This is a genomic window from Microlunatus parietis, assembly GCF_013407955.1.
GTDB lineage: Bacteria > Actinomycetota > Actinomycetes > Propionibacteriales > Propionibacteriaceae > Microlunatus > Microlunatus parietis.
In genome coordinates this window covers 1,333,407-1,354,945 of record NZ_JACCBU010000001.1, presented here as the reverse complement: position 1 = coordinate 1,354,945, position 21,539 = coordinate 1,333,407, and the positions used below count along the sequence as shown (strand labels likewise).

The following is a 21,539-nucleotide window of genomic DNA, read 5'->3' as shown; positions in this document are numbered from 1 at the left end:
AGGGATGAGATGATCAAGAAAGTCAGGATGCTCGTCGTGGCCGCCGCCGTGGCGACCTTCGCGGCGTTGGCCGCCTGTTCGCCGCCGAGCACGACCCCGGCCGAGCCGGGCGGCGGCGAGGGGAAGAAGGATCTGAAGGTCGGCGTCTTCAACGGCTGGGACGAGGGGATCGCCGCTTCCGAACTGTGGAAGGCGATCCTGACCGAGAAGGGGTACAACGTCGAGCTCGAGTACGTCGACGTCGCCCCGGGCTACACCGGTCTCTCGACCGGCGACTACGACGTCATCTTCGACACCTGGCTGCCGATCACGCACGAGGACTACATCGAGCGGTTCGGCGACCAGATCGTCGACCTCGGGGTCTGGAACGACGAGGCCAAGCTGACCGTCGCGGTGAACGAGGATGCCCCGATCGACTCGCTGGCCGACCTGGCCGCGAACGCCGACAAGTTCAACAACAAGATCGTCGGCATCGAGTCCGGGGCCGGGCTGACCAAGCAGATGAACGACTCGGCTATCCCGACGTACAAGCTGGACAAGATGGAGTTCGTCACCTCGTCGACGCCGGCCATGCTGGCCGAGCTCAAGGCCGCGACCGACAAGGGTGAGAACGTGGTGGTCACGCTGTGGCGGCCGCACTGGGCCTACGACGCGTTCCCGATCAAGGATCTGGAGGACCCGGAGGGTGCGATGGGCGCCACCGAGGAGATCCATTCGTTCGCGAAGAAGGACTTCGAGACCGAGTTCCCCGAACTGACTCCGTGGTTCAAGAACTTCAAGATGGACTCCAAGACGCTGTACTCGCTGGAGAACGCGATGTTCAACACCGAGGAGAAGCCGGACGACTACGGTCCGGTCGTCAAGAAGTGGATCAGCGAGAACCAGGAGTGGGTGGACGGCCTCACGGCCGGTTGATCGACACCGGTTCCCTGGCGTGCGTCGTACCCCGTTGCGGGGTGCGGCGCACGCCGTCGTTCGGCTCGATCCGCTGCGGCCAGATCCCGATGATCACGCCGAGGGCGACGACGCCGAGGCCGACCAGGACGACCGGAGCCGGCAGGCCGATGCCGAGGACCGCGGAAGCCGCGATGGCACCGACCGGGCTCAGGGCGTAGAACAGGCCGGACCGGGCCGGGCCGAGGCGGGGCAGCGCCAGGTACCAGGCCAGGTTGGCGCCGATCGCTACGGCGAGGGCCAGGTAAAGAATCCGTACCGCATCGCCCGGGGTGACCATGATCGTCGTGGCCGCGCCCGGGCCGTCGAAGATCAGCGCCGCCATGATCAACACGGCGCCGCCGGAGACCGCGGCGAGCGTGGTCGTGGCGAAGGTGCCGAACCGCTCGATCAGTCGTACGGCGACGAGGGTGAAGGCCAGTTCGCAGGCCAGCGCGCCGGCACACAGGAGAATGCCGAGCGGGTCCGCCGCGCCGACGCCCGTGATGTACACCGTGCCGGCCGTCACGACGACGGCGCCGACGACGACCCGGCCAGAGGGCCGGCAGCGGACGAGCAGCGGACTGATCACGGCCAACAGGACCGGGGTGGCCGCGAGCACCGTACCGACGAGGGCAGGGTCGACCCGATAGGACGCCGAGACCAGGAAGACGTTGAACCCGGCGATGCCGACCGTGCCGAGCAGCACGATGTCGAGCAGGTCGCTTCGCCGGAGGCGGATCGGCGTCGGCCGGCGAGACCGCTGGAGCGAGCGGCGGATGATCATGATCGCCACCAGCAGCAGGCCCGCGACCAGATAGCGCGCCGCCTGGCCGGTCAGCAGCGGCACCTCGTGAATGGTGGCGGCGACCGGGGCCGACGTACCGATCAGGAACAAGGACAGGCCGGCCGCCAGCGCGCCGGTGGCCTTATGGCCCAGACCGGGCGCGACAGGTGACTGCAGGGTGGTCGTTTCGCTCACACCTTCAGCCTGCCCACGTTCGAGGCTTAAGACCAGCAATGGTTCCGGGAGGGAGCGTTAAGGTGGAATGCATGCTCGACGTACGCCACCTTCGCATCCTCGCCGCGGTCGCCGAGTCCGGCTCGATGACCCGGGCCGCGGCCCGGCTCTCGTACACGGCCTCGGCGGTGTCGCAGCAGATGGCGACGCTGGAACGCCAACTCGGCACCCCGCTGTTCGTCCGGCACGCCCGCGGCGTCCGGCTGACCGAGGCCGGGCGACTGCTCTGTCGGCACGCCGAGCAGGTCGAGGAACAGCTGCGGCGGGCCGAACAGGAGGTCAAGGACCTGATCGAGCTGCGCACCGGGCGGCTGCGGCTCGGTGCCTTCGTCAGCGCGGCATCCCGGCTGATCCCCGACGCGATCACCGAGTTCCGCCGCCGGCACCCGGAGATCACGCTCAGCCTCGACATCCTGGACCCGTTGATGGCGATCGAGGCCGTCACCGCCCGGCGCCTCGACCTCGCCGTGGTCTTCGACTACCCGCCGGACCCGGTACTCGACTTCGGCGACCTCGAGCAGGAGCCGCTGCTGGACGATCCGGTGCTGGTCGCGCTGCCGCCCGGCCACGCCCGCTCGGACGCCGACCTGGTCAGCGTCCGCGAGCTGGCCGCCGAACCGTGGATCCGGGACTGCTCGCCGGACCCGATGTGCCGCGACATGCTGGACCGGTTCTGCCGCGAGGGCGGCTTCACCCCGACGATCGCGTTCGAAGCCGACAACTACCTGACCATCGGCCGGTTGGTCCAGGCCGGCGTCGCTGTCGCCCTGGTCCCCGGCCTGGCGGTGGACCAGCTGCCCGACGACGTTCCGCTGCGCCCGCTGGCGCCGACGGTGACCCGCCGGGTCTGCGCGGTGTCGCGGCCGGAGGCAGCGCCGACGGTGGCCCGGATGATCGAGGTGCTCCGGGAGGTGGCCGAGGTCCCGCGGGTGTCCGTCAGAGCGTCTTGAAGGCGAGGGCGACGTTGTGGCCGCCGAAGCCGAAGGAGTTGTTGATGCCGACCAGGTCGCCGTCGGGCAGCCTCCGTTGCTCGGTGGCGATGTCGATGCCGAGGCCGGGCTCGGGGTTGTCCAGGTTGATCGTCGGCGGTACGACACGGTGGTGCAGGGCGAGCAGGGTCGCCATCGACTCCAGGGCGCCGGCGCCGCCGAGCAGGTGACCGGTCATCGACTTGGTCGAGGTGACGATCGCGGTCGTGTCCTGGCCGAGCGCCTCCCGGACGGACAGTGCCTCGATGCCGTCGCCGGTCGGGGTCGAGGTGGCGTGGGCGTTCACGTGCACGACGTCGGCGGCGGACAGCTCGCCGTCCTGCAGCGACTTGATCATCGCCTTCGCCTGGCTGTGCCCGGTCGGTTCCGGCGCGACCATGTCGTGGGCGTCGGCGGTGATCCCGGCACCGGCCAGTTCGCCGTAGATCTTGGCGCCGCGGGCTTGCGCGTGTTCCAGTGATTCGATCACGAACATCGCCGAGCCCTCGCCCATGACGAAGCCGTCGCGGTCGACGTCCCACGGCCGGGAGGCGCGTTCGGGTTCGTCGTTGCGCCGGCTCATCGCCTGCATCTGGCCGAACGAGCCCACGGTCATCGCGTGGATCACGGCCTCGGTCCCGCCGACCATCGCCACGTCGGCGCGGCCGAGCCTGATCATGTCCAGGCCGAGGGCGATCGACTCGTTGCTCGAGGCACAGGCCGATACGGTGGTGTGCACGCCGGCCCGGGCCCGGATCCGCAGGCTGACGTTGGCGGCGGCCGCGTTGGCCATCAGCATCGGTACGGCGAGCGGGCTGACCCGGCGAACGCCCTTGTCCCGCAGGGTGTCCCAGTTGCCGAGCAGCGTACTGATGCCGCCGATGCCGGTGCCGATGGCGACGCCGGTCCGGTCCGGATCAAGATCATTCTCTTCGCCGAAGCCGAAGCCGGCATCGGTCCAGGCCTGCTCGGCCGCGATCACCGCGAGCTGGGCGTTGCGGTCCAGCCGGCGGGCGACGACCCGGTCCAGGACCTCGGACGGATCGACCGCGACCGGTGCGGCGATCTTGACCGGGAGCTCGGCGATCCAGTCGACCTCGAGCTTGCGTACCCCCGACTTGCCGGCCAGCAGACCCTCCCAGGTGCTGGCCACGTCACCACCGAGCGGGGTGGTGGCTCCGAGTCCGGTGACAACGACACGGGTGCGAGACATGAGACGTGGTTCGCCTTTCTAGTCGAAGACGGTCGAGATAGGTTCGCCGGGCCCGGCGGGGTGTTGCCGTGGCCCGGCGAACCGGCGCGTAGCGGGTTACGACGACGCGCGCTCGATGTAGGCAACGGCGTCGCCTACGGTACGGAGGTTCTTGGCCTCCTCATCCGGGATGCTCACGCCGAACTTCTCCTCGGCGGCATAGATGATCTCCACCATCGACAGCGAGTCGACGTCAAGATCATCGGTGAACGACTTGTCCAGCGCCACGTCGTCCGCCGGTACGCCGGCGACCTCGTTGACGATCTCGGCGAGGTCGGCGCGGATCTCTTCAGTGGTGGCCATTTCTCGATGGTCTCCTTGTCTGGGTGGTACGTGAGAGTTGCGGGTCCTGATCGTCGCTAGGGAAGGACGATCACCTGCCCGGCGTAGACCAGGCCTGCCCCGAAACCGATGATCAACGCGATCTGGCCGCTGTGCGCCTCGCCGGAGGCGAGCAGGGCGTCGATCGCCAACGGGATCGAGGCTGCGGAGGTGTTGCCCTGGTATTCGATGTCCCGGGCGATCACCACCCGTTCGGGCAGTTTCAGGGCGCGGAACATGGCGTCGACGATCCGCAGGTTCGCCTGGTGCGGGGCGAACACGTCGATCTGATCCGGAGTGACGCCGGCGCGGTCCATCGCCTCGGCGGCCACCTTTGCCATCGTGTACGACGCCCAGCGGAACACCGGGTTGCCGTCCATCCGCAGCGTCGGGAAGTCCTGATGGGTGGGACCGACCTGGCGAGCGGCCTCGTCGAAGGCGGCGGTCTGGGTGATCAAGTCCGCCTGATCACCGTCGGAGCCCCAGACCACCGGCCCGATGCCGGGCGTCTCGCTCGGCCCCACCACGGCGGCGCCGGCGCCGTCGGCGAACAGGAACGCGGTACCGCGATCATGCTTGTCGGTGATGTCGCTGAGCCGCTCGACGCCGATCACCAGGACGTGCCGGGCGGTGCCGGTCCTGATCATGGAATCGGCCATCGCGACGCCGTAGCAGAAGCCGGCGCAGGCGGCGGAGATGTCGAACGCGGCCGCACCCTTGGCGCCCAGCTCGGCCGCGATCCGGGTCGCGATCGCCGGTGTGGCGTGGAAGTGGGTGACCGTGGAGATGATCACCGCGTCGATCTGGCCCGGCGCCAAGTCGATCTTGGACAGGGCGTGCCGGCCGGCCGCGACGGCCATCATCTGGATCGTCTCGTCCGGCTCGGCCCAGCGCCGCTCCTTGATCCCGGAGCGGGTCTGGATCCACTCGTCCGAGGAGTCGATCATGGTGCAGATCTCGGCGTTGGTCACCGAACGGCGCGGTCGATAGCCACCGACCGCGAGGATCCTCGAGTAATCGGCGCCCCGGGAGATCTGGAGCGTCGGGCTGGTGGCTGCGTCGTTCATCGACTGACCTCCCGGTTCGCGTGCTGCTGAACGAAGGCTTGGGCCTCGGGGAGCTGGTCGGGCGTGTTCAGGGCGAACAACTCGACCCCCTTGAGGTTCCGCTTGGCGATGCCGGTCAGCGTGCCGGCCGGCGGCAGTTCCAGCAGACCGGTGACGCCGAGGCCAGCCAGGGTCTCCAGGCAGAGGTCCCAGCGGACTGGCGCGGCGACCTGCCGGACCAGCCGGTCCAGCACCTCGCGGCCGTCGGCGACTTCTGCTCCGTCGGCGTTGGAGAGCAGCCGCGTGCTCGGGTCCTTCGGGTCGAGGCCGCCGGCCACGGCGGCGAGCCGGGTCACCGCGGGCTCCATGTGCGTGGTGTGGAAGGCGCCGGCGACGCTGAGCGGGATCAGCCGCGCCCGCGCCGGCGGGTCGGCGGCCAGGGCGGCCAGCTGCTCGACGGTGCCGGCGGCGACAATCTGGCCGGGGCCGTTGTTGTTGGCCGGGGTGAGTCCGTGCCGCTCGATCGCGGCCAGCACCTCGTCCGGCTTGCCGCCGATCACCGCGGTCATCGAGGTCGGCGTCGCCGCGGCGGCCTCGGCCATCGCCCGGCCGCGCTCGGCCACCAGCAGCATCGCCTGCACGGCCGGGATCACACCGGCGACGGCAGCCGCCGTGAGCTCGCCGACCGAGTGGCCGGCCACGACATCGGCGGCGGGCCCGGCGCCCAGCAGTCGGCCGGCCGCCAGCACGCCGGCCGCGACCAGCAGCGGCTGCGCCACCGCGGTGTCCCGGATCGCCTCGGCGTCGGCCTCGGTCCCGTAGTGGGCCAGGTCCAGGCCGCCGACCTCGGACAGCCGGGCCAGGTCGCTCACGTACGTGGAATCCGTGAGCCAGGGACTCAGGAAGCCGGGGGTCTGGGCGCCCTGTCCGGGCGCGACGATCGCGAGCACGGTCCCCACTCTCTCTCGCCGCGCCTCCGATCGCCGTACCGGGACATCACGAAAGTCCTCTCGGCTGGTTGTGGGAACCCTACAAAGGGGTGAACGGAGGGGTGATCTCGCTCTCACTCGGACGCCGGTCGGCCCGTCCGGGTGGTCAGCGCAGCCTGCACCGCGGCGTCGTCCAGGTCGACCGTGCCGCCGCGGGCGATGTGCCCGCGACGCCAGTCCTGCAGTGCCTCGTACGCGGCGTGGTCGAGGTGGTCCACGCCCAGCTCGATCCGGGCCGGCGCGCCGACCGGGACCGACCGCAGCGTCCGTACCAGCGACGCGACGCCGAGGAACACCAGCGAACCGCGGAGCCGGACGGTCCACACGCCCTCATGCTCGGTCGCGGTGACCGTCGCCCGGGCCAGCCGGTGCAGCACCCGGCCGGTCGCGACCACCAACCCTGCCAGCACGCCCTCGGCCAACCCGAAGCCGGCGACGCCGAGGCCGGTGATCAGGTAGACCGCCAGCTCGTCGTGCCGGCGCAGGGTTCGGATGTGGGCGAGCTGGATCAGCTTCACTCCGGTGACCAGCAGCACCCCGGCCAGGGCGGCCATCGGGATCGACTCCAGCAGCGTCCCGGCGGCCAGGACGAAGATCGCGATCCAGACCCCGTGCAGGATCGCGGCGGCCCGGCTCCGGGCACCGGCGGCGACATTGGTCGAGCTGCGTACGATCACGCCGGTCACCGGCATTCCGCCGAGCAGACCGGAGATCGCATTGGCCGCACCCTGGCCGACCAGCTCCCGGTCCAGGTCGGCCCGCGGACCGCGGTGCAGCTTGTCCACCGCGACCGCCGACAGCAGCGACTCCACGCTCGCCACCAGCGCGATGGTGAGCACCGCGACGGCGATCTGCACCGGGCCGCCGGCCGGCAGCACCGGCGGGATCAGGCTGCGCAGCGGGTCGTCGGGCAGCTGGACCCGCTCCACCGGCAGCGCCAGCACCGCCGCCGCCACGGTCACGACGACGACCGCGACCAGCGGCGCGGGCACGGCCTTGGCCCTGGGCAGCCGCGGCCAGATCAGCAGCAGCGCCACCGTCAGCAGGCCGATCAGGACCGACGGCGGGTGGTGACCGACGATCTGGCCGGGCAGCTCGGCGATGTTCTTGATCAAGGAACTCTGCGCCGCGCCGCCGAGCACCACGTGCAGCTGCTGGAACGCGATGGTCAGGCCGATCCCGGCCAGCATCCCGTGCACCACGGCGGGGGACAGCGACAGCGCCCACCGGCCGATCCTGGTCACGCCGAGCAGGATCTGCAGCAGGCCGGCGGCGCAGGTGATCGCCGCGGTGGCGGGCCAGCCGAACTGGTCAACCAGCCCGGCCACGACCACGGTCAGCCCGGCCGCCGGTCCGCTGACCTGGAGTACCGAACCGCCGAGCGCGCCGGCCACGACGCCGCCGACGACGGCCGCGACCAGGCCGGCGATCAAGGGCGCGCCGGACGCGGCGGCGATGCCCAGCGACAGGGGGATCGCGATCAGGAAGACCACCAGCGAGGCCGGCAGATCGTGCCGCAGGATCGACCGGAGTGATCGAGCGCCGGCGGAGGTCTCGTCGGACGCCGTGAGCATCAGTTGATCATGGATTCCGTCGTCCGGCCGGCACCGGGCTCGACAAGATCACAGGGTCGGACAAGATCATCGGGGCCTCCGTCTCCGCAGTCGCTGGCCGGCCGGCCCCGAGCCCGGCATCTGCCCTGACAACTCGGCGACCTGCGGACGAGTTCCCGGAATCGAGATTTCAGGTCGCCGAAGCCGATCTTGTCCTCGTACGGTGTCTGCAGCATCGATCGGCGGTGCCGGTGATCATGCCGTTCGACGCAACGGATTGATCTTGATCCCGGCCAGCCGGACGGTTGATCGGGACCGAGCCTGGCAGACACACCTCGGCCGGCACCGGTATCCACCGATCGGTGGAATCCGGTTCCATCGCCCGGTCCTACCGCTCGGTATCCCACCGACGAGACGCTTGAGCCGAGCCGGACGTCAGGTCCGGCGTCGAGTCGAGCGAAAGGAATCGATCGTGAGCCGATCGACGATCAGTATCCACGGGGACGCGGCGGCGAGCGGCGGACTGGCGGCCGCCATCGCCATGATGTTCGGCTGCCTGTTCCCGATGATCTTCACTGGCGATGCCGCCGCCGGCCTGGTCTGGGGAGCCTGGTGCGCGGCGATCGGGTTCGGCGGCACGTACGCCGGAGTCTTCTTCGTCACCCTCGCCCGACGCGGCCGATCGGCCGCCTGACCGCAGGCGGGCTCGGTCGTCGAACGCGTCGGCGCTGCCGTGGCGCTGCTCGGGCTGTATGCGTGGTACCGCGGCTACGGCAGGCGGCACCTCGGGCCGGACGCCCGGAACGTGCCGGTGCTGTTCACGGTCGTCACGTTGGTGATCTTCGCGGCGGGCCTGGCGTTCCAGCCGATGATCCCCGTCGGCTGGGGCCTGGTGTTCCCGATGGTGTTCCTGGGGTGCCGGCTGCGCGTGGCGGTGATCTTCGCGGCGGTCTCCGCCGCGCTGCCGTCGATCATGCTGGTGCTCCGGGCCGGACCCGAGGCACGCTTCCTGCCGACCTCGTTGATCATGGGGCTGGCCGTGGGCGGATCGGCGATTCTGCTCGGCTTGTGGATAGGTCAGATGATGGAACAGAGCAACCAACGAGCGCAGCTGATCGAACAGCTGGAGGCCAGCCGGGAACAGGTGGAACTGTTATCCCGTGAAGCCGGCATCGCGACCGAACGGACCCGGCTGGCCGGCGAGATCCACGACACGCTCGCCCAGGGATTCACCAGCATCGTGACACTGGTTCAGGCGGCCGAGTCCGAACTGGAGGCCGATCTCCCGGCCGCCCGGCGACACCTGGCGCTGGCGACCGAGACCGCGCGCGAGAATCTGGCCGAGGCCCGTGCCATGGTCGCCACGCTGACGCCGAGCCCGCTCGCGTCCGGCACACTGGCCGAGGCGATCCGGCGGCGGGCCGACCTCGTCGGGGCGCAGACATCGGCCGAGGTGACCGTACGGCTGCAGGACATCGACGGGTTGTCGACGGCCGTCGAGGTGGTCCTGCTCCGGTCTGCGCAGGAGGCGCTGGCCAACATCGGCAAGCACGCGGGAGCGCGGCAGGTCACCGTGGAGTTGTCCGAGACGGCGGACACCGTCCGGCTCAGCGTGACCGATGACGGTACGGGGTTCGACCCGGAGGAGCCTCGCTCGGGCTTCGGACTGGCCGGGATGCGCAAGCGGGCCGAGGACATCGGCGGCACGCTGCGCCTCGACAGCAGGCCCGGTGCCGGAACGACAGTGACGGTGGAGGTGCCGTGGTGAGCGGGCCGATCCGGGTGCTCCTCGCCGACGATCACGCGATCGTCCGGGAGGGTGTCCGCGGCATGCTGGAGGCCGAGCCGGACATCACCGTCGTCGCCGAGGCTTCGTCCGGCGCGGAGGCGGTCGACGCGATCGCGGAGCAGGAGATCGACGTCGTCCTGATGGACCTGCGGATGCCGCGGATGGACGGAGTGGCGGCGACCGAGCAGATCCTGCAGCGACGGCCCGGCGTAGCGGTGGTCGTCCTGACCACGTACGAGACCGACGCCGACATCCTGCGCGCCGTGGATGCGGGCGCGGCGGGCTACCTGCTCAAGGACGTCTCCCGCGCCGACCTCGTCAACGCCGTCCGAGCGGCCGCGACCGGGGAGACGGTGCTGACTCCGTCCGTGGCGTCCCGCCTGGTCAAGCGCGTCCGCGATCCGGGTCGGGCCCAACTGTCGCGCCGCGAGCTCGACGTCTTGTCGCTGGTCGCCACCGGCAAGACCAACGCCGAGATCGGCCGGGCCCTGTTCATCAGCGAGGCGACGGTCAAGTCCCACCTGTTGCGAATCTTCAGCAAGCTGGAGGTCTCCGACCGTACGGCAGCCGTCACCACCGCCATGTCCCACGGACTGCTGCCGTAACCCACGCCGACCCCGGTCCGGACACCCGCCGAGCGGACGACTTGACCCTGTTCGAGCCACGATCTGCCGGTCAACGGGTCCGCTCGGCGACGTCTGGGGCGCCCGACCTGGCAGGGTGTTCCGCATGGGCGGCGAGCTGCACTACCGGGAATGGGGCGCCGGCGGTCGGGTGGCCGTGCTGCTGCACGGGCTGATGGGCAGTTGGCGGCAGTACCACCGGGTCGGGCCCGCGCTGGCCGACCTGGGTTACCGGGCGCTCGCCGTTGATCTTCCCGGTCACGGCGGCTCGGACCCGGATCCCGAAGCGACGTTCGAGACCTGCGTTGAGGCGCTGGCCCGTTCGGTCCCCGCCAGACCTGCGGTGCTGATCGGCCAGTCGATCGGCGGCGCGATCGGTGCGTTGAGTCTCGACGCGCTGCAGCCGGAGCGGGCGATCTACGTGGACGCCACGGTCGGCGCGCCCGGCGAGGATCCGGTGCCGGCGGACCGGCTTGCGGGGGAGGATCTTGCCAAGGAGCGGGCTCGGCTGATCGACGGCTGGTCGCAGAACAAGGTGAACCGCACCCTGGACGGTCTCCGCGCGCGGCGCCCGACCTGGACCGATGCCGACCGGCTGGCCGAGGAGGCGTCGGCTCGCGACTTCGACGTGCCGACCGGGGTCAGCCTGGTGCTCGAGTTCCGAAGCCGGCCGCCGGCGCCCGTCGTCCCGGGCCGGTCACTCGCGGTGTTCGCCGATCCGGGCGGTTCGGAATCGGAGCGACGGCGAACGAGAGCCGCAGAGCTACGCGGATTCGGAGTCGAGACCATGATCATTCCGGACTCCGACCATTCGGTCTGGTACGGAAGGTTCGAGCCGTTCATGGACGCAGTCGGCACCTGGCTCACCCGACCGATGTCGTGAAATCACTGCTGATGGAGCGCTCCGGGCCATTCCAACGTTGAATACGCCGATGTCAAGAGAAATCGCGACACGGGCGCCAGACCCGGTGCGGGCCGACGGCGACGAAGCCGGCGGCCCGGGCGTCAGCCAGGTCCCGGCCGCTCTCGTACCCGACCATGGGCCGACCAGGGAACAGCCGGCCGGCCATGATCATGATCTCGGCCCAGCCCGAGGGTGGCTCGGCCGACCAGACGTTGGAGACGGCGACGACCGGGCCGGTCCGGTGCAACACGGCGCCGGCGGTGATCATGGTGCCGCGGCGGCGGGCCAGGACTCGCAGGTCGGGCAGCCGCAGGCTCGGCTCGGTGAGCACGCCGCGATAGTCGTGCAGTTCGCTCCACTCGGCGAGGGCCGGCGCGGAGTCGATCACGGACCAGCCGTCGGGCACGGGGCCGGCGGTCGGCGCCGGCGCGTGGATCCAGGTCGCGTCGAAGAGCACCTCGAACCCGTACCGCGAGAGATCGAGGTCGGCGTAGGCGTCGGCGACTGACAGAGCGAAGTCGGGGCCGAGCTGCTCGGCCACCCAGGCCGCGGACAGCCCGGGCCGCAAGGTCAACGCGCCCGAGTGCCACGGCGGCGGAGGGTCCAGGGCGATCCAGAGTCCGTCCTCGACGCCATGCCGGATCCCGTGCAGTCCGTACGTCAGCTCGTACCAGGCCCGGCTGGCCTCGATCGCCGCGACCCGCCGGGGATCGAGGGTCACGGCTTCAGCAGGCGGCCGAGGGTGAGGGCCATCCGCAGCGTGTACGCGTCGCGCGGATCGGTCGGCCCGTAGCCGGTGACCTCGTGGATCCGCCGCAGCCGGTAGCGCACCGTGTTGGCGTGTACGAACAGCGCGCGGGCCGCGGCCTCGACCGAGTTGCCGTGGTCGAGGAACGTGATCAGCGTGTCCAGCAGCCCGCCGCCGGCCTCTGCCAAGGGCAGGTAGATGTCGTGGGCCAGAGCGCGGCGGGCGTGCCCGTCGCCGGACAGCGCCCGTTCCGGCAGCAGGTCCTGGGCGTTGACCGGCCGCGGCGCCTCCGGCCAGGCGGCCGCGGCCCGGAAGCCGGACAGGGCGGCACGGGTGCTAGCCGGCGCGTCCATCAGGTGATCCACCGGCGGCCCGACCACCACCGGTCCCGGCCCGAACCGGTCGACGAAGCGCGCCGTCGCCGCCGCGGCCCGGTCCGGCTCGGCCAGTTCGGCGCCGCCGAGGATGATCGCCAGCCGGTCGCCCTGGACGGCACCGAGCATGTCCAGCCCGTCCTTGGTCGCGGCGTGCCGGATCGACTCGATGGCCTGCGCCGGTTCGTGTTCCGGGGCCGGCCCGACGACCACCACGGCCGTCGTCGCCGAGCCCCAGCCGAGCGTCGACGCCCGCGAGAGTACGGCCTCGTCGGTCTCGCCGCGGAGCACCGCGTCGACCACGAGCGCCTCCAGCCGGGCGTCCCAGGCGCCGCGCAGTTCGGCGGCCCGGGCATAGATCTCGGCCGCGGAGAACGCCAACTCCCGGCTGTAGTGCAGGATCGCCGCGTGCAGGATCGGCCGGTCGGCCCGCGGCATCACCTCGTCGATCTGTTGTTCGACCACGTCGATCGTGGTCCGGACCAGTTCGACCGTCTGGTACAGCGAGATCTTCCGGGCCAGTTCGCGGGGCGCCGACCCGAACACGTCCATCGTGCTGGGCCCGGCCGGCTCCGGCTCGCTGAACCAGTGCACGAAGCCCTCGATGCCGGCCTGGGCGACCAGCGTGATCCAGGACCGGTGCTTGGCGTCGAGCCGGACGAACCAGGTGTGCCGGGCCTCCATCTCGGCGACCGTGGCGGTCGCCATGGCTCCGGTGACGGCCGACAGTCGACGACCGATCGCGGCGCGCGTCTTGGCCGAGGGGAGCAGCGACTTGATGATCCCTCGAGTGGTCGCGGCCATGGCCTGAGCCTATTGCACCCGCCGTCGGCCGCCCGCCCTAAGCTTCGTGAGGGAGAGGAGGCCGCCCGTGAGTGACGTCGAGACCAAGCCGGACGAGTACGCCTGTGCCGCGTCCGGGGCCGCCGGGCCGGAGGAGTTGCTGCTGACCGGCCGTACGGTCTGGCTCGGCAAGACCACCCAGGTGTTCCGGGCCCTGCCGGACCGGAACATCCGGATGATCGGCGCCTGGTGCTTCCTTGATCATTACGGGCCGGAGGACGTGGCCGACGCGCCCGGCATGCGGGTCTGGGCGCACCCGCACACCGGCCTGCAGACGGTGACCTGGCTGCTCGAGGGTGAGATCGATCATGCCGACAGCCTGGGCAGCCGGGTCCGGGTCCGGCCCGGCGAGCTGCATCTGATGACGGCCGGCCGCGGCATCGTGCACAGCGAGCTGTCGCCGGCGGACAAGCCGCCGACGATGCACGGTCTGCAGCTGTGGCTCGCCCTGCCCGAGTCGGCGCGGTTCACGGCGCCGACCTTCGTGTCGCACCGCTCGCTGCCCACGGTGTCCGGCGACGGTGCGTCCGGGACCATGCTGCTCGGCGCCGTCGGGGAGGTACGGTCGCCGGCAGAGACGTACACGCCCTTGCTGGCGGTCGATCTGGAACTCCAGCCGGGCGCCGAGCTGACCCTCCTGCTGCGGTCGGCGTACGAGCACGGAGGGTTCGTGATCACCGGCACCGTCGAGATCGCCGGCCGCGAGGTCGAGCATGATCAACTTCTCTATCTCGGCACCGGGCGGGACACACTCACCCTGCGCAGCGAGGCCGGCGGCCGAGTGCTGCTGCTGGGTGGCGAGCCGTTCGCCGAGGAGATCGTCATGTGGTGGAACTTCGTCGGCCGCAGCCACGACGAGGTGGCCGGCTACCGGCAGGAGTGGCTGGACCGGGCGGACCGCTTCCCGCCCGTCGTGGATCGCACCGAACGCGTGATGGAGGCCCCCGAGATGCCGACGGTACGCCTTCGTCCGCGGCCCCGTCGAAGCCCGGAGAACCCCGACCATGGAAAGGCCGGATGATCATGAACCCCGTCGTCGCGCTGCGCGAGATCGGCTTCCTGCTGGAGCGGAGCCGGGCCGACACCCACCGGGTGAAGGCGTACCGGCGGGCGGCCGACGCGGTCGACCAGCTGTCCGAGGCCGAGCGGCAGGAACACCAGGAGCGCGGCAGCTGGGGCAAGCTCACCGGCATCGGCCCGAAGACGGCGGCGGTGATCGGCCAGGCGATGGCGGGCGCCGTACCCGACTATCTGCAGCAGTTGCGGGACGCGAAGGCGCCGCTGACCACCGGCGGTGATCAACTCCGGGCGAAGATCCTGGGCGACCTGCACTGCCACTCCGACTGGTCCGACGGCGGCAGCCCGCTGGACGAGACCATGATCACGGCGCGGGCAATCGGCCACGAGTACTGCGCGATCACCGATCATTCGCCGCGGCTCACGGTCGCCCGTGGCCTGACCACCGAGCGGCGCCGGCAGCAGCTGGCGGTGATCGAGGATTTGAACGAGGTGCTGGCGCCGTTCCGGATCCTCAAGGGCATCGAGGTCGACATCCTCGACGACGGCTCGCTGGACGCGGAGGACGAGCTGCTCGCCGACCTCGAGGTGGTCGTCTCCAGCGTGCATTCCAAGCTGCGCATGGATTCCGAGTCGATGACGCACCGGATGGTCACCGCGATCGCCAACCCGCGGACCAACATCCTGGGCCATTGCACCGGCCGGCTGATCGAGGGCAACCGGGGCACCAGGCCGGAGTCGACGTTCGACGCCGAGGTGGTGTTCGAGGCGTGCCGGGCGTTCGGCGTCGCGGTGGAGATCAACTCGCGGCCGGAGCGCCGGGACCCGCCGACCCGGCTGCTCCAGTTGGCCGTGGAGATGGACTGCCTGTTCTCGATCGACACCGACGCGCATGCGCCCGGTCAGCTGGACTTCCTGGCGTACGGCTGCGAACGGGCCGAGGCGGCCGGCATCGACCCGGACCGAGTGATCAACACCTGGCCGGTGCAGCGGCTGCTGGACTGGTGCGCGAGCCGTTCCGCCCGGTCGATAGGGTCGTGACGTGAACGATCCCGATCTTGCTGCCGACCTGGTCCGAGACGCGGGCACGCTGGCGGCGGCGATGCTGGCGGACGGACTCGAGACCCACTACAAGACGTCGATCTCCGATGTCGTGTCGGCCGCCGATCACGCGGCCGAGGAACGCGTGGTGGGCCGGCTGCTGGAGCACCGGCCGGACGACGGCGTGGTCGGCGAGGAGGGCGCCAGCCGGCCCGGCGCCCGGACCTGGTACATCGACCCGGTCGACGGTACGTACAACTTCCTCACCCAGGTCCCGTACTGGTGCTCGGCGATCGGGCTGGTCGACGAGCAGGGGCCGATCGTCGGCGCCGTCTACTATCCGGCCCGCGACGAGCTCTGGGTCGGCGGCCCGGACCGGCCGACGTCCCGCAACGCGAAGCCGGTCGCCGAGCTGGCGGACCGGCCGCTGGACCGGGTCTCGGTCTGCACCTATCTGCACCCGACCAAGTTCGCCGACGATGATCATTTCCAGCCGTGGCGGGCCGTGGTGGCCGCCACCGCGACGGTACGGATGCTCGGCTCGGCGTCGATCGACCTGGCCGGGGTGGCCAGCGGCTGGTCCGGCCTGTTCCTGCAGAAGAACCTCAACCTCTGGGACTGGCTGCCCGGTGCCGCCCTGGTCCTGGGCGCCGGCGGCGCGGCCGAGATCGTCGAGCACCGCGGCCAGCACTGGAACCTGGCCGGCTCCCGGCAGGCCGTCGCCGAGGCCACCGAGTTGATCTTGGCCAGCTGACGACCATTGCCGAGGGGCCAGCCGCTCGCGGCATCCCACTCCGGCCGAGAGCGTCGCTACGATGCAGCCATGCCGCTCACCGCGCAGGGCCTGGTCGCTGAGCTCGAGGCGGCGGCGGATCCCGCCGCGCACCCGAACCGCCACTACCGCGGTGCTGCCCGGGTCATGGGCGTGCGGATGGGCACGGTCTTCGATATCGCGAAGGCGTTCGCCGCGCTGCCGCTCGACGAGGTCGGCCGGCTGCTCGACGAGGAGCCCTACGAGGCGCGCCTGGCGGCCTTCTGCGTCCTGGACTTCGCCGTCCGCTCGCCGCGGATGGCCGACGCCGACCGGGAGCAGCGCTTCCGCCTCTACCTCGACCGGCACGACCGCATCGACTCGTGGGACATGGTCGACCGCGCCGCGCCGCGGGTGGTCGGCGGCTTCCTGAAGGGGCGCCCGCGAGATGATCTCTTCGACCTCGCGGCATCGCCGGATCCACTCCGTCGGCGGACGGCCATGACGGCTCCGCTCGCGTACACGCGGCCGCCGGACCTCGACGGCATCGAGGATCTCCTCCGGATCGCCGAGCTGCTCGCGGGCGATTCCGATCCCCTCGTGTCGAAGCCGGTCGGGATCGCCCTCAAGCACGCCGGCGCGGCCGGCCCCGACCTGGTGCGGGCGTTCCTGGAGCGGATGGGGGAGCGACTTCCCGCCCCGGTGCGCCGGGAGGCGCGCGCGAAACTGTCCTGAGGCGGACCGCTGACTCTTCCCGGCTCCGCGGCGGGTCAGCGGGCGGTGCGGGCGATCGACAGGGCGGACTCGCCGTGGATCTCGACCTCGATGCCGTCGGCCTCGAGGATGTCCAGGGCCTGCCGGACCAGGCGGACCTGGTCGCCGGAGCGGTGCAGGTCGACGTCGAAGCCGCGGACCCGCTGATCGAATCTCGTGTCGGTGGACCAGTAGCGCAGCCCGACGCCGTACAGGTCGATCCGGCGGACGCCGCACCAGCGCAGGATCTGCAGGGCGCCGAAGATCACGTTGTAGCCGTGGCCGAGGCCGATCCGCGGCTCCCGGGAGAACGTCTCGTAGTCGAGCATCCGGATCGGGATCAGCCGGTCGTCGACGATGCCGGCCTGGTGCGCGATGTCGGCGTTGGCCGCGAAGAACCGGGTCCGGTCGAGATACGGCAGCAGGGCCTGCGGCTTGGTCGCGATGAACCGCTCGTCCTGCACCCAGTACAGGTCGGCCATCGCGTCGTGCTCGGCCATCAACTTCAGGCCGGCGTTGACGGTGACCACCCGGACCGACGGCCGCGGCCGCCACATCGTCGCCGTCGGGCCGTTGCCGACCAGGTCGACCGACGTCCCGGCGAAATGATCACGCAACCGCGTCAGCGCGTTCGCCATGCCCCGCCTTCCCGGCCCGGTAGATCTCGTCGTAGATGCCGACCACTCGCTCGGCCGACATGATCCGCCAGTAGTAGTCGTGCGAGGCGTCCATCCAGTCGGCCAGCAACCGCCGGTCCGAGGCGAGCCGGCCCAGCTGCTCGGCGAACCCGTCCAGGTCGGTGCGCAGGAACGGCGGCGGTTCGTTGGTACGGAAGCCCATCGCGAACGCGGCCAGGGACAGTTCGTCGGCCCCGTTGACGACCACGTTGCCGGCCGCCATGCCCTCGTAGGAGACCAGGTGGAAGCCGCCGGTGAGCACCTCGTCGATGCTCACGTCGGCGACCGACCGGGTCGCCGAGAGCCGTTCCGGCGACACGTCGGTGACCTTGATCAACTCGAACCGGCGGTTGTCGCCCAGCTGCTTCAACTGGGCGTCGAACGCCGGCGAGGACTTGCTGCTCCACCGGGACCGGGACGGGGTGGATGGCGAGAACACCACCCGGACCGGCCCGTCGAACCGCGGCCGGGAACGCAGCCGCGGCGTCAGCCAATCCCGGTGGAGACAATTCGGCACCGGGGTCATCGTCGGGAACAGCCGTGGATGAATCTGGGAAACGGCGAGACGGGCGTCCCATTCCAGGCCGACGGCGTCGGAGAGATCGCGATAAATGGGCCGTTCCCGGGTCGGGGAATGCACCTGGTAGATCAAGGTCCGTTCGTTGATGCCGTCGACCTCGGCGAGCCACGACAAGGCGAACGGTGCCACCAGATTATGGACGTGAATGACGTCGGCCTCGGAAATGTGGCGGCGAACCAGTTCCGCGTCCAGCGCATTCGCTCGGACCGGAATGGTATTGATCGACATGAGATCGCGAAAATGTCCGTGATCACCGGTCCGGAAATGCACCGCGTCATAGCCGTACAACTGATTCTGGGCCCGGGCCAGCATTCCGGGGGCACCGGCGAGGGCGGACCCGGACAGGTGGACGATCTTGATCGGCGCGGCCATCACGCGCTCCAGACCGGCTGGGCGGTGAACTGGCCGGACAGCACCCGCATCCGGGCACCGCGCGAGATCAGCCGGTGCAGCAGCAGCTCCGGCCGGTCACCGCGGATCAGCGACTCGTGGCTGTAGAGGAAACGGGAGTGCACCGCGACCAGTTCCGAGCGGTCGATCAAGGCGGCCAGGTAGTCGGCGAACGTGATCATCGTGCTGGCGTCGACGGCGCCGTCCTCGACCACGCAGACGATGTCGGTCTCATGATCGACGGCGGCCGGAAGATCATCGATCCGGCCCTTCACCGCGAAGTGGTAGCCGGGCGGCCGCTCCACCGACCCGCTGACCAGCGCCTTCACCTGGGCAAGGGCGTCGTCGAACTCGGAAAACCTTGTCAGGAGGGGAATCCCGAGGTTCTCGTACGGCTTCGGGTCGACCGTGTCGGCGACCAGCAGCGCGTCCGCGTCGGCGAACGTCGATGCCTGGAACGGGCTCGGCCGGGTCAGCAGGACCACGGTCCGGGTCCGGCTCCAGGTGGTCGCGATCGACATCGCGGTCCGGGTCGGCGGGTCGACGACGACGAGCAGGTTGCGCTGCTCGGTGAACTGGTCGGAGGTCGGCGCGATCCGGGTCCGACCCAGCAGGCTGAGCAGGTCGTGCGCCGAGGTCAGCTCCGGGTTGAGCTCGTCGATCAGGCAGACCAGGTCGCGGTTGGGCGACGGGAAGACCCGCTCACCCAGCACGTTGGCCAGCGAGGTCGCGGCCGGATCGTGGTTCACCCGCCAGACGGCGATGTGGTCCCACCGTGCGATCCGCAGCGGATCGGCCCAGACGACGCCACGTAGCGCCCCGAAGAACGCGGGGGAGCCGGGCTCGATGTCGAGCTTGGAATTGATTCGGACCTTGAGCGCAATCGGGACCTGAGCACCGCCGCGTTCGATCGGGTGTCGGACGACGCTGTACCGCAGAGCCTGGAAGTACCGATTGTTCCGGATGAGTTCGTTCTTCGTCAGCTTGCGCACCATCTTGTTGCGTGCCAGCCGGCGGACCAGGTGTGCCACGGGCATGACCGTAGCAGTCATCGGATCGGGGTCCATTCACGATTCCGGCTCGGTGCCTGTTCGTCAACTCGAGAATATGCACCGGTTACCTCCCGTTCATCCGTGCCTCGAAACCTGCTGCTGGAGTTCCAGGCTGCTGGAGTTCCAGGGAGTCTCGAGCTACGGGGGTAGCGATGGTCTCGACGCTCGATGACGGCCGCGGCCGGCTGCTGGGTGCGGCCGAGCCCGCCCGGCTGATCCGGTACCTGACGCCGGCGGTGGTGATCATCGCCGCCGGTTGCGCCGCGCTGCTGCCGCTGAACGGCGACGTCCGGTTCCAGGCCGGCGTCGAGCAGACCTCGCCGGTGCCGGTGGCCGAGACGTTCACCCACCGGCCGATGCTGTACCGGCTGATCATGGCCGCCGTGTTCGCCCCGTCCCGGCTGTTCGGTGAGAGCAGCCGCCGGTTCGAGTTCGGGATGCAGGTCTCCGCCCTGTTGCTCTGCTGCCTCGCCGGCCTGCTGTTGTATCGCGCGCTGCGGGACCGGGGCCTGCCCGCCGGGACCGCTCAACCGCTGGCGGTCGCCGTCGCGGCGGCCGCCGGGCTGCAGGGCGCGGTGTCGGTGTGGGAGCCGGACTGGCTCGCCCTGGTGCTGACAGTGCTGGCCGTGGCGATCGGTCTGCTCGGCCGCGATGACGATCGGTCCTGGTGGCCGGCCGCGGCCGGGGCGGGTGTGCTGCTCGCCGCCGCGGCTTCGATCAAGATCGTCACGCTGCCGACCGCGCTGATCGGACTGGTCGTGCTCGCCGTGCTGGCGTGGCGGCGAGCGGTCGCCGCCACCGTCGTCGCGACGGTCGCCGGGCTTGCCTGGATCGGGGTGATCGCGTCGCTCTGGCCACGAGAACTGCACTGGCTGATCGAGCTGTCGGCGCTGCAGCCGCCGAACCTGGAGCCGGTCTGGCGGACCGGGCTCGGCCTGGGCAGTGCGCTGCTGGCCTGGCCGGTGTTGATCATGCTTCCCGCCGCGCTGGGGGTCCTACTCGCCGGACGGACCGCCCGGACCCGGCTGCGCCTCGGTGCGCTGGCTGTCCTGATCATGGTGCTGGCGTTGCTGCCGGCGGTGGTCCAGCAGCAGTTCTTCATCTACCACTTCGTCGCGTTCCCGGTGATCGCGGCCGCCGTGCTGGTGCTGGCGGTACGGCGCGCAGCGCCCACCACCGCGGCCCGGCTGTTGATCATCACCGTGGTCGCGGCCATGGCGGCGGCGGTGGCGATCCGATTGCCGGCGCCGCTCCGGGTCGAGCATCCGGCCGTGGTCCTGGCCGGGCTCGGCCTCGCCATGGTGCTGGGGGTGGTGCTGACGCTGCGCGGCGATCGGCCCACCGGCTCCAGGCCGGCTGCCGCGGCCGCGGTCTGCTGCGCGACCATGATCAGCATCGTGGCACCGGGCCCGACCGGCACCACCCCGCTGACCGAGGTACCGCAGACGGGACTGATCAACATCTATTCCGCCGAGACGACCGAGCGGCGCCAGGACACCGGTCGGCGGGTGCGGCAGCTGATCGGGGCGGACACGCCCGTGCTCTACCTGGCCTTCGGGGACGTCAACTACTTCGTCCGGAACCCGACCCCGTGCGCCTACCCGGCGGCGGTCTGGCTGCAGCGGGCCCGGCACAACCCGGCGGTGATCACCACCACCGGGTATGCCGAGAACCTCGCCTGCCTGAGCGATCCGGCGGCCCGCTTCCTGGTGATCGACGGCAGCTGGTTCCAGCTGCCCCGGCAGCCGGAACCCCTGCGCCGGATGATCACCGACCGGTACGACTGCGAGGACGCACCGGAGATCGACGGCCTGCTCATCTGCCCCCGGCGCTGAGCCGCCCCACCCGCTCGGCCGGTCCCACCGATCACTCCCGTCACACCTCACCAAGCTTCTTCCCGCTTTACCAGGGAAG

At 70.6% G+C, this 21,539-nt stretch carries 22 protein-coding genes; 11 read left to right on the top strand and 11 right to left on the bottom strand.

Annotated features, from left to right (window positions below; translation table 11 throughout):
- The first annotated feature begins 9 nt into the window (after positions 1-9).
- Positions 10-915 (top strand): glycine betaine ABC transporter substrate-binding protein, encoded by a 906-nt coding sequence (locus tag BKA15_RS06370; protein WP_179749098.1) that lies wholly within the window; start codon positions 10-12, stop codon positions 913-915.
- Here BKA15_RS06370 and BKA15_RS06365 read toward each other — a convergent pair.
- Positions 902-1,915, bottom strand: coding sequence for a DMT family transporter (locus tag BKA15_RS06365; RefSeq protein WP_179749096.1), 1,014 nt, complete (start codon positions 1,913-1,915; stop codon positions 902-904). The genes BKA15_RS06370 and BKA15_RS06365 overlap by 14 nt on opposite strands.
- 71 nt (positions 1,916-1,986) lie before the next feature.
- On the opposite strand from BKA15_RS06365, the gene BKA15_RS06360 reads away from it, so the two are divergent.
- Positions 1,987-2,904: a LysR family transcriptional regulator gene (locus BKA15_RS06360; RefSeq protein ID WP_179749094.1), complete on the top strand. Its 918-nt coding sequence runs from the start codon at positions 1,987-1,989 to the stop codon at positions 2,902-2,904.
- Here the strand turns inward: BKA15_RS06360 and BKA15_RS06355 are convergent.
- The 5 genes from BKA15_RS06355 to BKA15_RS06335 all read right to left on the bottom strand — a co-directional run bounded on the left by BKA15_RS06355 (position 2,891) and on the right by BKA15_RS06335 (position 8,104).
- Positions 2,891-4,135 carry a beta-ketoacyl-[acyl-carrier-protein] synthase family protein gene (locus BKA15_RS06355; protein ID WP_179749091.1) on the bottom strand — a complete coding sequence of 415 codons (1,245 nt, stop codon included), beginning with the start codon at positions 4,133-4,135 and terminating at the stop codon, positions 2,891-2,893. The two genes, BKA15_RS06360 and BKA15_RS06355, sit on opposite strands and share 14 nt — an antisense overlap.
- 96 nt (positions 4,136-4,231) lie before the next feature.
- A complete protein-coding gene (locus tag BKA15_RS06350) occupies positions 4,232-4,477 on the bottom strand; it encodes an acyl carrier protein (RefSeq protein ID WP_152364508.1) in 246 nt (81 codons plus the stop codon).
- Positions 4,478-4,533: 56 nt separating this feature from the next.
- Positions 4,534-5,562 (bottom strand): beta-ketoacyl-ACP synthase III, encoded by a 1,029-nt coding sequence (locus tag BKA15_RS06345; RefSeq protein ID WP_179749089.1) that lies wholly within the window; start codon positions 5,560-5,562, stop codon positions 4,534-4,536.
- Positions 5,559-6,500, bottom strand: coding sequence for an ACP S-malonyltransferase (locus BKA15_RS06340; RefSeq protein ID WP_312878844.1), 942 nt, complete (start codon positions 6,498-6,500; stop codon positions 5,559-5,561). Before BKA15_RS06340 ends, BKA15_RS06345 begins: the two co-directional genes overlap by 4 nt.
- A 104-nt stretch (positions 6,501-6,604) precedes the next feature.
- Positions 6,605-8,104, bottom strand: a complete 1,500-nt coding sequence (locus BKA15_RS06335) for a SulP family inorganic anion transporter (RefSeq protein ID WP_179749087.1) — start codon at positions 8,102-8,104, stop codon at positions 6,605-6,607.
- Positions 8,105-8,555: 451 nt separating this feature from the next.
- On the opposite strand from BKA15_RS06335, the gene BKA15_RS06330 reads away from it, so the two are divergent.
- The 4 genes from BKA15_RS06330 (at position 8,556) to BKA15_RS06315 (ending at position 11,378) form a co-directional block, all read left to right on the top strand.
- Entirely contained in the window at positions 8,556-8,777 is a 222-nt protein-coding gene (locus BKA15_RS06330) for a hypothetical protein (protein WP_179749085.1), read from the top strand.
- A gap of 39 nt (positions 8,778-8,816) precedes the next feature.
- Complete coding sequence (locus BKA15_RS06325) at positions 8,817-9,851, top strand: sensor histidine kinase (RefSeq protein ID WP_179749083.1); 1,035 nt, start codon at positions 8,817-8,819, stop codon at positions 9,849-9,851.
- Entirely contained in the window at positions 9,848-10,477 is a 630-nt protein-coding gene (locus tag BKA15_RS06320; protein ID WP_179749081.1) for a response regulator transcription factor, read from the top strand. Before BKA15_RS06325 ends, BKA15_RS06320 begins: the two co-directional genes overlap by 4 nt.
- A gap of 124 nt (positions 10,478-10,601) precedes the next feature.
- The gene (locus BKA15_RS06315; RefSeq protein WP_179749079.1) at positions 10,602-11,378 is read left to right on the top strand and encodes an alpha/beta fold hydrolase; all 777 of its coding nucleotides are present in this window, start codon (positions 10,602-10,604) and stop codon (positions 11,376-11,378) included.
- Between the two features lie 52 nt (positions 11,379-11,430).
- On the opposite strand, the gene BKA15_RS06310 is transcribed toward BKA15_RS06315, so the two are convergent.
- Together BKA15_RS06310 and BKA15_RS06305 are read right to left on the bottom strand one after the other, a co-directional pair.
- A complete protein-coding gene (locus tag BKA15_RS06310; protein WP_179749077.1) occupies positions 11,431-12,120 on the bottom strand; it encodes a hypothetical protein in 690 nt (229 codons plus the stop codon).
- Positions 12,117-13,325, bottom strand: coding sequence for a PucR family transcriptional regulator (locus BKA15_RS06305; protein ID WP_179749075.1), 1,209 nt, complete (start codon positions 13,323-13,325; stop codon positions 12,117-12,119). Before BKA15_RS06305 ends, BKA15_RS06310 begins: the two co-directional genes overlap by 4 nt.
- 67 nt (positions 13,326-13,392) lie before the next feature.
- On the opposite strand from BKA15_RS06305, the gene BKA15_RS06300 reads away from it, so the two are divergent.
- From BKA15_RS06300 to BKA15_RS06285, 4 genes are all read left to right on the top strand, one after another.
- A complete protein-coding gene (locus tag BKA15_RS06300; protein WP_179749073.1) occupies positions 13,393-14,385 on the top strand; it encodes a pirin family protein in 993 nt (330 codons plus the stop codon).
- Complete coding sequence (locus tag BKA15_RS06295) at positions 14,382-15,422, top strand: PHP domain-containing protein (protein WP_312878843.1); 1,041 nt, start codon at positions 14,382-14,384, stop codon at positions 15,420-15,422. The genes BKA15_RS06300 and BKA15_RS06295 overlap by 4 nt, the downstream gene beginning before the upstream one ends.
- 1 nt (position 15,423) lies before the next feature.
- Positions 15,424-16,176, top strand: a complete 753-nt coding sequence (locus BKA15_RS06290; protein ID WP_312878842.1) for an inositol monophosphatase family protein — start codon at positions 15,424-15,426, stop codon at positions 16,174-16,176.
- Positions 16,177-16,245: 69 nt separating this feature from the next.
- Complete coding sequence (locus BKA15_RS06285) at positions 16,246-16,908, top strand: DNA alkylation repair protein (protein ID WP_179749071.1); 663 nt, start codon at positions 16,246-16,248, stop codon at positions 16,906-16,908.
- A 35-nt stretch (positions 16,909-16,943) separates the two neighbouring features.
- On the opposite strand, the gene BKA15_RS06280 is transcribed toward BKA15_RS06285, so the two are convergent.
- Genes BKA15_RS06280 through BKA15_RS06270 form a run of 3 tightly spaced genes read right to left on the bottom strand, consistent with a single transcriptional unit; the run spans position 16,944 to position 19,604 of the window.
- On the bottom strand, positions 16,944-17,564 hold the full coding sequence (locus BKA15_RS06280) for a hypothetical protein (protein WP_179749069.1): 621 nt from the start codon (positions 17,562-17,564) through the stop codon (positions 16,944-16,946).
- A complete protein-coding gene (locus BKA15_RS06275) occupies positions 17,536-18,555 on the bottom strand; it encodes a glycosyltransferase (RefSeq protein WP_179749067.1) in 1,020 nt (339 codons plus the stop codon). The genes BKA15_RS06280 and BKA15_RS06275 overlap by 29 nt, the downstream gene beginning before the upstream one ends.
- Positions 18,555-19,604, bottom strand: coding sequence for a hypothetical protein (locus BKA15_RS06270; RefSeq protein WP_179749065.1), 1,050 nt, complete (start codon positions 19,602-19,604; stop codon positions 18,555-18,557). Before BKA15_RS06270 ends, BKA15_RS06275 begins: the two co-directional genes overlap by 1 nt.
- Before the next feature lie 173 nt (positions 19,605-19,777).
- Between BKA15_RS06270 and BKA15_RS06265 the strand changes: the two genes are divergently transcribed.
- Positions 19,778-21,460, top strand: coding sequence for a hypothetical protein (locus BKA15_RS06265; RefSeq protein WP_179749063.1), 1,683 nt, complete (start codon positions 19,778-19,780; stop codon positions 21,458-21,460).
- The last annotated feature ends 79 nt before the right edge of the window (positions 21,461-21,539 follow it).

Bases quoted from the DNA above. Each gene is read 5' to 3' on its own strand.
- BKA15_RS06370 (WP_179749098.1), top strand. From the start codon at position 10: ATGATCAAGAAAGTCAGGATGCTCGTCGTGGCCGCCGCCGTGGCGACC.
- BKA15_RS06360 (WP_179749094.1), top strand. From the start codon at position 1,987: ATGCTCGACGTACGCCACCTTCGCATCCTCGCCGCGGTCGCCGAGTCC.
- BKA15_RS06355 (WP_179749091.1), bottom strand. From the start codon at position 4,135: ATGTCTCGCACCCGTGTCGTTGTCACCGGACTCGGAGCCACCACCCCG.
- BKA15_RS06350 (WP_152364508.1), bottom strand. From the start codon at position 4,477: ATGGCCACCACTGAAGAGATCCGCGCCGACCTCGCCGAGATCGTCAAC.
- BKA15_RS06345 (WP_179749089.1), bottom strand. From the start codon at position 5,562: ATGAACGACGCAGCCACCAGCCCGACGCTCCAGATCTCCCGGGGCGCC.
- BKA15_RS06335 (WP_179749087.1), bottom strand. From the start codon at position 8,104: ATGCTCACGGCGTCCGACGAGACCTCCGCCGGCGCTCGATCACTCCGG.
- BKA15_RS06315 (WP_179749079.1), top strand. From the start codon at position 10,602: ATGGGCGGCGAGCTGCACTACCGGGAATGGGGCGCCGGCGGTCGGGTG.
- BKA15_RS06305 (WP_179749075.1), bottom strand. From the start codon at position 13,325: ATGGCCGCGACCACTCGAGGGATCATCAAGTCGCTGCTCCCCTCGGCC.
- BKA15_RS06295 (WP_312878843.1), top strand. From the start codon at position 14,382: ATGATCATGAACCCCGTCGTCGCGCTGCGCGAGATCGGCTTCCTGCTG.
- BKA15_RS06285 (WP_179749071.1), top strand. From the start codon at position 16,246: ATGCCGCTCACCGCGCAGGGCCTGGTCGCTGAGCTCGAGGCGGCGGCG.
- BKA15_RS06280 (WP_179749069.1), bottom strand. From the start codon at position 17,564: ATGGCGAACGCGCTGACGCGGTTGCGTGATCATTTCGCCGGGACGTCG.
- BKA15_RS06275 (WP_179749067.1), bottom strand. From the start codon at position 18,555: ATGGCCGCGCCGATCAAGATCGTCCACCTGTCCGGGTCCGCCCTCGCC.
- BKA15_RS06265 (WP_179749063.1), top strand. From the start codon at position 19,778: ATGGTCTCGACGCTCGATGACGGCCGCGGCCGGCTGCTGGGTGCGGCC.